Origin of the sequence: Streptomyces hilarionis (genome assembly GCF_024539675.1) — a bacterium.
Taxonomy (GTDB): domain Bacteria; phylum Actinomycetota; class Actinomycetes; order Streptomycetales; family Streptomycetaceae; genus Streptomyces; species Streptomyces hilarionis.
Window position 1 is genome coordinate 20,374 of the sequence record NZ_JAHHIT010000104.1, and the last position, 13,253, is coordinate 33,626.

Sequence of the window (13,253 nt, forward strand, 5' to 3'; positions counted from 1 at the left end):
GCGGCGGTTCGGCCGGAACCCGTACCCCGGCGGCAGCAGGCCCACGGCCCGAGCCGCCGCCCCACGAAGGAGAGCACCACAGCGTCATGGACAGGCTTGGAACCAGCCAGGGCCCCGCGTCCCCCGACACCTGGGACGACGAGGCGCCGCCGATAGCCGCGGTCGTCTTCGATCTCGACGGCGTGCTCGTCAACAGCTTCGCCGTGATGCGCCAGGCGTTCACCACCGCCTACGCCGAGGCGGTGGGAGACGGCGAGCCCCCCTTCGAGGAGTACGAGCGCCATCTGGGCCGCTACTTCCCCGACATCATGCGGATCATGGGGCTGCCGCTGGAGATGGAGGCCCCGTTCGTCCGCGAGAGCTACCGGCTCGCTCATCTCGTCCCGGTCTTCGACGGCGTGCCGGAGATGCTCAGGGAACTGCGGGCCCGCGGCATCGGGCTCGCCGTCGCCACCGGCAAGAGCGGTCCGCGGGCCCGCTCCCTCCTCGAACAGCTCGGACTGCTGGACCTGTTCACCGTCGTGATCGGCTCGGACGAGGTGGAACGCCCCAAGCCGGCCCCCGACATCGTGCTCAAGGCACTGGGCGTGCTCGGCTGCGATCCCACGCGGACGATCATGGTGGGCGACGCGGTCACCGACCTGGCCAGCGCGCGGGGGGCCGGCGTGGCCGCCGTGGCCGCCCTGTGGGGCGAGAGCGACGAGGAGACCCTCCTCGCCGAGCGCCCCGACGTCGTGCTGCGCTCCCCCTCGGAACTGCTCGAGGTGTGCGTCGGCAGGACCCGCACGCCCTGATCCCGCACGTCCTGATCCCGGGCGACATGCTCCGCGTCGTCGGCGGCCGGTGGAAGGAGATCCCGGACCGGGCGGTGCACCGGGGCCGAGATCCCGATCGGGCTGTTCCCGGCCCGCCACGGTGCCCGCCGGAGGCTGTCGAAGGGTCTTCGAGAAACCGTCCTCCAATCATCGCCGTCCTCTCTCGACCGACATCCAACCGGAGACCCGACGTGGGAAAAGCCGTGACCGACATGCGCAAGCCGGCCCTGCAACAACCCGATTGGGACGATCCCTCACAGGTCCGGCGCATCCGGGAGGTGCTGGCCGCACGTCCGCCGCTGGTCAAGGCGGACGACGTCCGCACGCTGCGCAGGCTGCTGGCCCGGGTGGCCCGGGGCGAGGCCCTGGTGGTGCAGGCCGGGGACTGCGCCGAGAACCCGGCCGAGTGCGACGCCGAGCACGTCTCGCGCAAGTCCGCGGTCCTCGACCTGCTGGCCTCGACGCTGACGACGGCCACCCACAAGCCGGTCGTGCGGGTAGGGCGTATCGCGGGTCAGTTCGCCAAGCCGCGGTCCAGGCCGCTCGAACGGATCGGCGACCTGGAACTGCCGGTCTACCGGGGCCACATGGTCAACGGCCCGGAGGCCGACCGGGAGAGCCGGCGACACGATCCGCTGCGCCTGCTGACCTCGTACATGACGGCCAGCGACGTCATGGAGCACCTGGGCTGGCGCGGCCGCGCCGTCCTGGGTCACCCGCCCCTGACCGAACCCCGGATGTGGACGAGCCACGAGGCGCTGGTCCTCGACTACGAAGTGCCCCTGATCCGTGAGACGGGGGACGGGCGTCGCTGGCTCGGCTCCACCCACTGGCCGTGGATCGGTGAGCGGACCCGTCAACCGGACGGCGCCCACCTGGACCTCGTCGCCGGCGTCGACAACCCGGTCGCCGTCAAGGTCGGTCCGTCGACCACCGTGGCGGAGGTCACCGCCCTGTGCGAACGGCTCGACCCGGCCATGGAGCCCGGCCGGCTCACCCTCATCGCACGCATGGGCGCCGAGAACGTCGGCGACCGGCTGCCCCCGCTCGTCGAGGCGGTCCGCAGGGCCGGGCATCCGGTGGTCTGGCTCAGCGACCCCATGCACGGCAACACCGTCGTCGGCCCCGACGGACACAAGACCCGGCTGCTGGCGACCATGGCGGCAGAGGTCAGGGGCTTCCTGCGGGCCGTGGCCGACGCCGGCGGCACGGCAGGCGGACTGCACCTGGAGACCACGCCCGACGACGTCCTCGAATGCGCCGCGGACGTCTCCGTGTACGAGGGGAAGGCCGTGCGGCGTACCAGTCTGTGCGACCCGCGGCTCAATCCGGAGCAGGCCGTGTCGCTGGTCTCCGTCTGGTCCGGCGCGGACCCGCGACCCGCCGCGCCCGGCGAGGGGGCACGAGGCGTCCGGGAAGCGCGGGCGATCCCGGGCGGCCGGTCGCTGTCGTCCGTTCCCGATCACCAGGAGTTCGAGCCCCGGAACCACTCCGCGCTGCGGCTCGACCCGACGTAGGGGCGGGGCCCGGAGACTCCCGCCGAGTGAGCCGGTCCGCCCTCCCCTTCGCGCACCTCTGACCCTACGACGTCGGCGTCCGACCCTTTCTGCGCGCGTGTGCCCGACGCCCCGGCGTCGGTGTGCCGTGAGGATTCGGACCTTCTTCTTCTCCTGTCTCGGCCGCCATCCCACAGTCAGGGAGCAGTAGGACCCATGCACCTTCTCGTCAACGGAATTCAGCACCGTGTCACCGGTGAGATCCAGGTCCCCCACTCGAAGTACCACGCGCACCGTGCGCTGATCCTCGCCTCGCTCGCCGACGGCGTCAGCCGCGTGCGCGGGCTGTCCGACGCGCGTCATGTCGCGTACACCGTGCGCATGCTGCGCGAGCTCGGCGTACGGATCGTCAGGGACGGCGACACCTTCGTGGTGCATGGACTCGGCGGCCGCTACACACCCCGCCGTGAGGCGGTCTCCGCCGGCAGTTCCGGCACGACGCTGTACTTCATGATCGGTCTGGCGTCGCTGTCGGACCGCGCCGTGTCGGTGACCGGGCAGAAGTACTTCCGGCGCCGCCCGGTCGGCCCGCTGCTGCGCGCCCTCGAACAGATGGGTGTGCAGCTGGAGTCGGCCGACGACTGCCCGCCCGTCCGCGTCCAGGGCCGCAGACCCACGGGCGGCCACGTCACCGTCGCGGGAACCCTGTCCCAGTGGGTCTCGGGCCTGATCCTGCTGGCGCCGTTCGCCACCCGGCACACCACCGTCGAGGTGGAGGGCGAACTCAACGAACGCCCCTATCTCGAACTGACCGTGGCGATGATGCGGCAGTTCGGCCTCGCCGTGACCGTCTCCGAGGACTGGCGGCGCTTCGACATCGCGCCCGGCCAGCAGGCGCGCAGCGTCGAGCTGACGCTGCCGCCGGACATCGGCTCGGCCGCGTTCGGCATCGCCACGGCGGCACTGCACCCCAGTGACGTGCTGCTGCGCGGGATCACGACGCTGGAGGGCGGACCGGCCGATCACCCCGAGTTCGACTTCCTCGGCGTCGCACGCTCCATGGGCGTGCCGATGGAGATCGACGAGGCGGCCGGCGGTCTGCGCGTGCGGCAGGACACACCCCGGCTCACCGCGGTCGACGTCGACTGCCGCGACATCCCCGACATGCTGCCGATCCTCACCACCCTCGCCACGTTCGCGCGCGGCGAGTCGGTGTTCCGCACCATCGCGCACACCCGGCTCAAGGAGTCCGACCGGGCCGCCGCCATGCTCCAGCTCAACTCCATGGGCGGCCGCCTGGCGCTGTCGGACGACGCGCTGCGGGTACGGGGGGTGGACGGTCTGAGCGGCGCCAGGCTGTCCTCGTTCAACGACCACCGCATCCTGATGTCGCTCGCGGTGGCGTCGTCGCGGGCACGGGGGCGTTCGACGCTGACCTACCCGAACGCCTACCGCATCTCGTACCCCACGTTCCTCGACGCGATGGACACGCTCACGGTGCCCATGTCGGTGGAGCACGGCTCGGCCGCACCCGCGGGTGACGGTGCGGGCGCCCGGGTTCCCGTGGCGGCGGCGGACGCGCTCGCCCCCGAGGACGCCTCGCGCATCACGCTGCCGCAGTGGCTGCGCCGCAGGGCCGAGGCCAGGCCCGGGGACACGGCCGTCGTCGACGTGCGCTCCGACCGCGACGAGATGATGACCTGGGGCGAGCTGTCCGAGCAGGTGGACCGCGCGGCGGCCCTGCTGCTGCGGCTCGGGGTGCGGCCGGGCGAGAACGTGGCGTACCAGCTGCCGAACCGTGTCGAGTTCGTGGTGCTGTCGCTGGCGGCCCTGCGCATCGGGGCCGTGTGCTGCCCGGTCATCCCCTTCTTCCGCAAACGCGAGGTCGGTTTCGTCCTGCGGCGCTCCGGGGCGCGGGTCCTGGTCGTGGCGGACCGGCACCGCTCGCGGCTGCCCGCCGAGGAGGTCCTGGACCTGGTCGCCGAGGACGGCGCGGAACTGAACCTGGAACACGTGGTGGTCCTGGCCACCGCGGGCGGCTCCGCCCGGCTGCCCGAGTCCCCCGCGGGCGGGCCGACCCTGCACGACTGGGCGCAGGCGCTGTCGGCGGCCACGGTCGACCGGGCGGTGCTCGACGGCCTCGCGCCCACCCCCGAGTCGATCGCGCAGCTGCTCTTCACCTCGGGCACCACCAGCGAGCCGAAGGGGGTCACGCAGCCCACGCGCAACCTGGTCAGGGCCGCCGCGATGGAGATCCGGCACCTCGGGCTCGACGGACGGGACGCGATCTGGGTGCCGTCGCCGCTCGCGCACCAGACGGGTTTCCTGTACGGCATGGTGCTCGCCCTGGTCCTGGGCGTGCCGCAGATCCTGCAACCCGAGTGGGACGCCAAGCGCGCGTTGCAGTCGCTCAACGACCACCGCGCGACGTTCGTGCAGGCCGCGACGCCGTTCCTGTCCGACCTCGTCAAGGCCGTGGAGGAGAGCGGCGAAACGCCGCAGCACCTGCGGATCTTCGTGGCGACGGGAGCCATGGTGCCGCGGGCCCTGGCGGAGCGGGCCGGTCGGGTGCTGCGCACCGACGTGTGCGGGGCCTTCGGCACCACGGAGACCTGCCTGGGCGCGCTGTCCTCACCGGGCGACGAGCCCCGGCAGCGCTGGGGTTCCGACGGCCGCGCGCTGGACGGCATCGAGCTGCGGATCACCGACGACGAGGGAAGGGTGCTGCCCGCGGGCAGCGAGGGCAACTTCGAACTGCGTTCGCCCACGGTCTTCGACGGCTACCTCGGCCGTCCCGACCTGACGTCCCAGGCGTTCACCGAGGACGGCTGGTACCGCACGGGCGATCTGGCGACGATCGACGCCGAGGGCTTCCTGAGGATCACCGGACGGGTCAAGGACGTGATCAACCGCGGCGGCGAGAAGATACCCGTCGCCGAGATCGAGCAACTGCTGTTCGGACACCCCGCGGTGGAGGACGTCGCGGTGGTGGCCATGCCGGACGAGCGCCTCGGCGAGCGCGCGTGCGCCTTCGTCGTCCCGGCGGACGGCACGGAGCTGACGTTCGAGGAGATGCGGCGTCACCTCGACGGCCACGAGGTCGCCAAACAGTACTGGCCGGAGCGTCTGGAGCGCATCGACGCCCTGCCGCGCAACCCCATCGGCAAGGTCACCAAGTGGGAGCTGCGGGCGCTGGCCCGCGATCTGCGGCCCCACGACGAGGACGCCGGCTGACCCGTGCCATGACGGACGGCGCACCGCAACGACGGAACAAGGACAGAGGTGGCACATGAGCGACGAGCAGCAGTTCCACGAGCTGCGCACCCAGGTCGAACAGTGGGTGGAGGGGCCCGGCGAACGCTGGGCGGAGCGCATCGAGGAGACCGGGCAGGTGCCCGAGGAGCTGTGGGCCGAGCTGAACGCCCAGGGGTTCCTGCGGATAGCCGCTCCCGAGGAGTACGGCGGCCGGGGCCTCGGCTTCGTGCGCTGGATGGAGCTGATGGAGGTCTTCTCCCGCTCGCACGGGTCCATCCGCATGATCGTGCACGTGGTCAACGGCATCTGGCGGTCGATGGACGGCCACGCCGACGACGAGCAGCGCAAGCGCTTCGTCGTACCCTCCGTCACCGGTGACATCAAGATCGCCTTCACCCTCACCGAGCCGGGCAACGGCACCGGCGCGGACATCACCACGTCGGTGGTGCGCGAGGGCGACACCTACTACCTCTCCGGACGCAAGCACCTGATCACCTTCGGGGTGCGCTGCGACTACTACCTGCTGGCCGCCCGGGTCGAGGGCAGCACCGGGCACGAGGGCACGGTGGCGCTGCTGGTGCCGCGTGACGCCCCGGGCGTCACGGTCGAGGACACCTCCGACACCATGGGCGTCAGGGGCACCGACCATGCCTCGCTGGCCTTCGACCGCACCCCGGTGCCGGTCGACCACCGGCTCGGTGCGGAGGGCCAGGGCATGGAGGTGTTCCTCGGCGGCTTCCTCACCCCGTCCCGGATCTCCGTGGCGATGAGTTGCGTGGGGCTCGCGCAGCGCGCCCAGCAACTGGCCGTCGAATATGCCCGCAACCGGGTGACCTTCGGCAAGACGCTCACCCAGCGCCAGGTCATCCAGTTCATGCTCGCCGAGAACGAGGCGGACATCGAGGCGGCCCGGCAGCTGGTCCTGCACGCGGCGCGCCGCTTCGAGGAGGGAGCGGACGACGCGTCCATGCAGTCGTCGATGGCGAAGATGCACGCCGTGACGATGCTGACCGCCGTCACCGACAAGGCGCTCCAGGTGCACGGCGGGCTCGGTTACTGGAAGTCGCAGAAGATCGAGCGCGTGTACCGCGACGCGCGTGCCCAGCGCTTCGAGGAAGGCACCAACGAGGTGCAGAAGGCCGTCGTCTTCCGAGAGTTGCTCCAGCGCACCGCGTCCCGGACCGGAGAGGGAACGAGCCGATGAACCACCCGCACAGCCGGCACACGCCCGGACGCGAGCAGGTCTCGCTGATCACCGGCGCCTCACGCGGCATCGGCCGCGCCCTGGCGCTCACCCTCGCCGAACGCGGCGGCACCGTCGTCGTCAACTACAAGAAGAACGCCGACCTGGCCCACAAGACGGTCACCGAGGTCGAGGAGGCCGGCGGTGTGGGCTTCGCCGTCCAGGCGGACATCGAGACCACCGAGGGCGTCACGACACTGTTCGACGAGGTGGCGCGGCGCTGCGGGCGGCTCGACCACTTCGTCTCCAACGCCGCCGCGAGCGCGTTCAAGAACATCGTCGACGTCGGCCCGCACCACCTGGACCGTTCGTACGCGATGAACCTGCGGCCGTTCGTCCTCGGGGCGCAGCAGGCGGTGAAGCTGATGGACAACGGCGGGCGGATCGTCGCCCTGTCCTCCTACGGATCCATCCGCGCCTACCCCACCTACGCGATGCTGGGCGGCATGAAGGCCGCTCTGGAGTCGTGGGTGCGGTACATGGCGGTGGAGTTCGCGCCCTACGGGATCAACGTCAACGCGGTCAACGGCGGCCTGATCGACTCCGATTCGCTGGAGTTCTTCTACCACGTGGACGGCATGCCGCCCATGGAGGGCGTCCTCGACCGCATCCCGGCGCGCCGTCCCGGCACCGTGCGGGAGATGGCCGACACCATCGCCTTCCTGCTCGGCGAGGGGGCGGGCTACATCACGGGGCAGACCCTCGTGGTCGACGGCGGGCTCAGCGTCGTCGCGCCGCCGTTCTTCGCGGACGCGGGCGAGGCGCTGGCGCTGCCGCCCCGGCCGACGCGCGACGCCTGAGAGGGCAGGAGCGGGAGGAGGGGAGGGCAGATGCTGGACCACGTCTTCCGGCCGTGCCGGATCGGGGGCCTGACCGTGCCGCACCGCATCGTCATGGGCGCCATGCACCTGAACCTGGAGACCCTGGACGACGGAGGCGCCGCCCTGGCCGCGTTCTACACGGAACGTGTGCGGGGCGGCGCCGCCCTGGTCGTCACGGGCGGCTCCGCGGTCGACCCGGCGGGGTCCGGCGGCCCCGGTTACGGTGTGCTCGACGACGCGAAGCACCGGTCGGCGCTGCGCACGGCCGCACGGGCCGTGCACGACGCCGGGGGTCTCATCGCCCTTCAGCTCTTCCACGCCGGGCGGTACGCGCTTCCCGGCGCCCCCGGGACGGACGGCGCCCCTCCCCTCGCGCCGTCCGCCGTGTACAGCAGGTTCTCCCGCACCGTTCCTCAGGCGATGACGGAAGGACAGGTCACCGAGACCGTCGCCGCCTTCGCCCGAGGGGCCGAAAGGGCGTACGAGCTGGGCTTCGACGCCGTCGAGGTGATGGGTTCCGAGGGCTATCTGATCAACCAGTTCACCGCGCCCCTCACCAACCGGCGCGACGACGCCTGGGGCGGTGACGCCGGGCGGCGCCGGCGCTTCCCCGTCGAGGTGCTGCGGGCCGTACGGGCCGCGGTGGGGCCGGCCTTCCCGGTGCTCTTCCGGATGTCGGGCGCCGACCTCGTGGAGGACGGCACCCCGTGGGAGGACACGGCCATGCTCGCGGTGGAGCTCGCCGACGCCGGCGCCGACGCGCTCGCGGTGGGGGTCGGCTGGCACGAGTCGCCGGTCCCGACCGTGCAGGCCCAGGTACCCGCGGGCACCTGGGCCGTGTACGCCCAGCGGGTCAAGCGGGCGTTGCGGGCAGCCGGTCACGGCACGGTCCCCGTCGTCGCCTCCAACCGCTTCAACCGGCTCGCGCAGGCCGAAGAGGTCCTGGCCGGGGGTGACGTCGATCTGGTGGCCATGGCCCGCCCGTTCCTCGCGGACCCGGCCATCGTCGACAAGTCCCGTGCCGGGGACAGCGCGTCGGTGGACCTGTGCATCGCCTGCAACGAGGCGTGCATCGACCGGTCTTTCGGCACCGAGCGGGTGTCCTGCCTGGTCAATCCGCGGGCGGGCCACGAGCACGAGTTCCCGGCTCGGCCGTCTCCCGCGCGCCGGGGCAGCTACGCCGTGATCGGCGCGGGTCTCGCGGGACTGGAGGCGGCCCGCACCCTGGCGAGGCTCGGGCACCGGGTCGAGGTCTACGAGGCGGCCGACGAGCCCGGCGGGCAGTTCCGGCTGGCCGCACGAGTGCCGGGAAAGGCCGACTTCGCCGAGACCGTACGCCGGCGGAGCCGGGAACTCGCCGGGCTGAACGTGCCCGTGCACCTGGGGCACCGCGTCGGTGCGGAGGACGTGCCCGCCCTGCGCACCTTGGACGGAGTGGTCCTGGCCACCGGGGTCCGCCCACACCGGCCGGACCTCCCCGGCGTCGACCTGCCGCATGTCCTCGACTACGCCCGGGCGTTCGCCGACCCCGGCGCCCTCGGTCCCCGCGTCGCCGTCATCGGCGGCGGCGGGATCGCGGTCGACCTGGCGCACCTCCTCACCGGTGACTCCGCCCCCGCCCCGACCCCCGAGGAGTTCCTCGCCTCCCTCTCCGTGACGGCGCAGCCGCCGGCCGTCCCCGGGTCGGCCGCCACCGCCGCCCCGGCCGTCGGCTCCCGCCGGCTCACCGTCATGCGGCGCAGCGGCAGGATCGGCGCGGGAATCGGCCCCTCCACCCGGTGGGTGGTCATGGCAGAGCTGCGCGCCCGCGGAGTACGCCTGCTCACCGACGTCACGTACGAGGAGATCACCCGCGACGGCGTGGTCGTCGTCGCGGCCGGAGGGGAACGGCGGCTGATCGCCGCGGACCATGTCGTCCTCGCCACCGGCCAGGAAAGCCGACGGGAGACGGCCGCCGTGCTCCACCGCGCCGGCGTCCCCTTCGAGACCGCCGGCGGCGCCGCCGACTCCCGCTCGCTCAATGCCGTGCGGGCCACCGCGCAAGGGCTGCGCGCCGCGCACCGCATCGTGCAACGGGCCGAGGCGAGGTGGGCGCGACGGGCCGAGTAGTGCGAGATCCGCGGTCCTCGGCCGGTCCGGCGCGCGCCACCGTGGGGCCGGGCGGGTCAGCCGGGTTCGCCGCGCAGACAACCCGGCAGACTCTGGCGGTTCTTGACGGCCAGTTTGCGGTAGACCCGGGTCAGGTGCTGCTCGACCGTGCTGGGCGTGACGAACAGTTTCTCCGCGATCTCCCGGTTGGTGTACCCCATGACCGCCATCGAGGCGATCCTGCGCTCCGAGTTGGTCAGCGAGGCGACGGCCGTCGTCTTCTCCTTGCCCCCCGCGGAGGGCGCCTCACCGCTCGTGTCCGGCAGCAGTTCCCTGCACAGGGGTTCCGCACGGCAGAGATGCGCCACCGTCCATGCCCGGCGGATGATCACCCGCGCCCGGCGGTGCTTGCCCAGCGCATAGTAGGCCCGGCCCAGGTCGGCCAGGGTCCTGGCCAGTTCGTAGGCGCGGCCGTCCGCCTCCAGGGTGTCGGCGGCCTCGCTCAGCAGGCGGGGGCGCTGACCCGCCGAACTGAACACGGCCATCAGCCGCAGGGCGAGGGCACGGCTGACGGTGTCGTCCGGGCCGGGAAGGGCCAACTGGTCCTTCACCAGGCGCTTGGCCTGGTCGCGGTTGCCCTGCAACAGCCATGCCTCGGCCGCGCTGGTCCGCCAGGGCACGATGCCGGGCAGGTCCATGCCCCACTTGCCCATGAGTTCACCGCAGGAGAGGAAGTCCCCGAGCGCCGCGCGCGTGCGGTTCATGGCCAGGTAGTAGTGCCCCCGTGCGTACAGGTAGTGCAGTCCGTACCGGCTCTGGAACATCTCGTCGGGAACGCCCCGGGAGACGAGCGCCGTGGCCTCGTCCAACTCCCCCATGCGGGTGTGGGCCAGGATCAGCGTCCCCAGCGGCAGCCCGACGGCGGTGCCCCACCCCTGGACGGACACGTGCTCCAGGGCGGACACCCCGTGCTCCACCGCTCCCTTGAGATCGCCCCCTCGCAGCCGGATCTCCGCGTCGGCGGCGTCCAGGATGCCCTGCCACATCGGATAGGAGCGCCCGTTGCGGCGCTCGTCCAGGCTCCGGCAGCGATGGGCCGCGTCGCTCAGCCGGCCGCTGTAGACCAGCGACAGCAACGCGAGGAGGGTCGCCTCCTCGGCCCAGGGGGCCGTGTGGTTGAGGTCGAGCTGACCGAGGACGTGCGAGGCCCACTCCTGCATCTCGGCGCTGCGCCTGCGGACGAGGCCGCCGGAGAGCGCGCCGATCGACTGCAACCAGAAGGCCCTGCCCCGGGTGGCGGGCGCGCCCTCCGGGCCGGTGGTCACGGGCCCGCTCTGCACCCGTCCCGCGAGCGGCGGATAGGTACAGGCCAGCCACAGCTCCAGGTCGTGGAGTTCCGCCGGCTGCGTCGGCGTGCCGGGCGGGGGCGCGATTCCCGCGGACGGCAGACGCGCCGCCCGCCTGCGCAGCAGGGAAACGATGTCAGCAGCCTCCTGTGGACGGTGCAGCCAGAGCAGTTGGCGCACGAGCAGCATGCTCTCGTGGGGGTCCAACTGGTCGCTGCGGACCGCCTCGGTGAGGGCGATCAGGTGCCGCAGCGACGCCGAGGGGTTCAGCTGCCATTCGGCCTGGGCGAGCCTGGCCCGGATCGCCCAGCGGTCCCGCTCGTTCGTGCAGGCCCCCTGGGCCGAGTTCAGGTACCGCAGGGCACGCTGCACCGCACCGTGCAGCAGCGCCTCCGACGACGCCTCCAGGAGCACGCGCAGCGCCCAGGGCTCCGGGACCTGACCGGCCTCGGCCAGGTGGTGGGCGGTGTCGGCGACGGCGGCGCCCTGGCTGTAGAGCAGTCGCGCTGTCCGGTGATGCAGGTGCACGCGGTCCGCGGCGGGCAGGTCGTTCAGCACGGCGCGCGCGGCCAGCACGTGCCGGAACCGGCCGTCCCTCAGCAGCCCGGCCTCGGTCATGGTGCGCCGTGCCCGCTCGACGGTGCCCGGGTCCGCGTCGAGCAGTGCTCCGAGCTCGTCGGACGAGGCCTCGTCGCCGTAGACCGCCATGGCGCGGGCCACGCGCAGGATGTCGGGTTGACTGCGGTGCAGGCAGTTCAACAGCGCGCGTCCGTACCCCTGTTCCTGGGCCTCCCCGCCGAGCCGCTCGTCGCGGATCAGGGCGTCGACCAGCCGAGGATTGCCGCCGCTGTAGGCGATGAAGGCGTCACTGAGCTCCCGGGCCGCTTCCGCGCCGAGACGCCGGTCGACCAGGGTGCGCACGGACTCCGGGGAGAGAGGCACGAGCCGGACGGGCACCACGCAGGCATGGCGCAGGAGTTCGGCGTGGAACGGGGAGTGGGTCCCGCTCGACTCGACCAGTTCGGTGAACACCATCAGCAGCGGCGCCGAGTTCAGCCTGCGGACCAGGTACAGCAGGGCCTGCTGTGACGGCACGTCCATGTGGTCGATGTCGTCCACGCACACCACGACCTGTGTCGTGGCCGCCAGTTCCGTGACGGGCAGGAAGAGGTCGTACAGGATCTCGGCCCTGTTGAGCTCGACCGCCTTGTGCATGCTCTCGGCCCGGGTCGACCCCATGAGGCCGCGCAGGACCGGGGAGATGCGTGCGCGCAGTTCCCCGGGCAGAGCAGGGCTGTCGAACAGCTGGCTGAGCGCCCCGAACGGCAGATCCCGCTCCTCGGCGGAGCAGACGGCGTTCAGGACGATGGCCTCGCCGGCCTGGGCGCTCTTGGCCACCTCGCGCAGGAACTCCGTCTTGCCCGCACCTACGGTGCCCTCCAGCAGGATCACCTGCCCCACCGCCGCTTGCGGGCAGGCCAACCAGGCTCGGACGCAAGCGAGTTGCTTCTCTCGATCCATCAGCACCGTTCCCGGTGCCCCGCGCGGACCAGAACCGAAGAGCCGTCCGGCGGCAGCTCCCGAGTCGGGCCTCCCCCTGCGTCACGTGTGGAATGCCGCCATTCTGCCCCGCCGGAGCGGACCTCAGATAAGGAGTTCATGAATCTTCCTCGAAAGCCGTTCACACAGTTTCAGTTGCCACGCTAACCCGTTCGACAACCCTTTCCACGGCGGCGCATTTTAGGCAGGAGTCTTTCCGGACAGAGGCACTCGGACGACGCCCGCGCCGAAGGGAACCGTGGGACAAAACTTTGGGGCAAGCACATTTGCCCTCGCCGCCACAGCCGGTGGCACCGAAGACCTCCCGCCGGGCCCCTGTACGCAAGGCGGCCCGCTGTCGACCCAGGCAGGGTTTGCATAAGGTTCACTGTGGCCCGCGATCACTTTTGACGGTCGGCCTGCTCAAATGCGAGGGCCTGGATCACGTCATCCGGATATTCGCAGCACAAGTCGGCTTTCCGCCCACCCCGGACGACCTGCCGGATTCACCTGTGCACGCATACAGCGGGTTGCCGCGGCAGCGGGCACGACCGGGAACCGGGGCGGCCGAGGGGGCGGGCGGGTTCACTCGTCGAGGTGCGGAGGGCTGCCAGGGCGGGAGCGGACGGGCCGGGGGGTGGGCCGGGGGT

At 72.1% G+C, this 13,253-nt stretch carries 7 protein-coding genes; 6 read left to right on the plus strand and 1 reads right to left on the minus strand.

What is annotated here, in order from left to right; translation table 11 throughout:
• The first annotated feature begins 86 nt into the window (after positions 1-86).
• The 6 genes from KMS84_RS24625 (at position 87) to KMS84_RS24650 (ending at position 9,739) form a co-directional block, all read left to right on the plus strand.
• Positions 87-794: an HAD-IA family hydrolase gene (locus tag KMS84_RS24625; protein ID WP_256918624.1), complete on the plus strand. Its 708-nt coding sequence runs from the start codon at positions 87-89 to the stop codon at positions 792-794.
• A 212-nt stretch (positions 795-1,006) separates the two neighbouring features.
• Entirely contained in the window at positions 1,007-2,332 is a 1,326-nt protein-coding gene (locus tag KMS84_RS24630; RefSeq protein WP_308287980.1) for a 3-deoxy-7-phosphoheptulonate synthase, read from the plus strand.
• A gap of 195 nt (positions 2,333-2,527) precedes the next feature.
• Positions 2,528-5,545, plus strand: coding sequence for a 3-phosphoshikimate 1-carboxyvinyltransferase (gene aroA / locus KMS84_RS24635; RefSeq protein ID WP_256918625.1), 3,018 nt, complete (start codon positions 2,528-2,530; stop codon positions 5,543-5,545).
• Positions 5,546-5,600: 55 nt separating this feature from the next.
• Positions 5,601-6,770, plus strand: a complete 1,170-nt coding sequence (locus tag KMS84_RS24640; RefSeq protein WP_256918626.1) for an acyl-CoA dehydrogenase family protein — start codon at positions 5,601-5,603, stop codon at positions 6,768-6,770.
• The gene (chcA, locus tag KMS84_RS24645) at positions 6,767-7,609 is read left to right on the plus strand and encodes a 1-cyclohexenylcarbonyl-CoA reductase (protein ID WP_256918627.1); all 843 of its coding nucleotides are present in this window, start codon (positions 6,767-6,769) and stop codon (positions 7,607-7,609) included. The genes KMS84_RS24640 and chcA overlap by 4 nt, the downstream gene beginning before the upstream one ends.
• Positions 7,610-7,639: 30 nt before the next feature.
• Entirely contained in the window at positions 7,640-9,739 is a 2,100-nt protein-coding gene (locus KMS84_RS24650) for an oxidoreductase (protein WP_256918628.1), read from the plus strand.
• A 56-nt stretch (positions 9,740-9,795) separates the two neighbouring features.
• Here KMS84_RS24650 and KMS84_RS24655 read toward each other — a convergent pair whose 3' ends face one another.
• Positions 9,796-12,585, minus strand: coding sequence for a helix-turn-helix transcriptional regulator (locus KMS84_RS24655; protein WP_256918629.1), 2,790 nt, complete (start codon positions 12,583-12,585; stop codon positions 9,796-9,798).
• Positions 12,586-13,253: the final 668 nt, after the last annotated feature.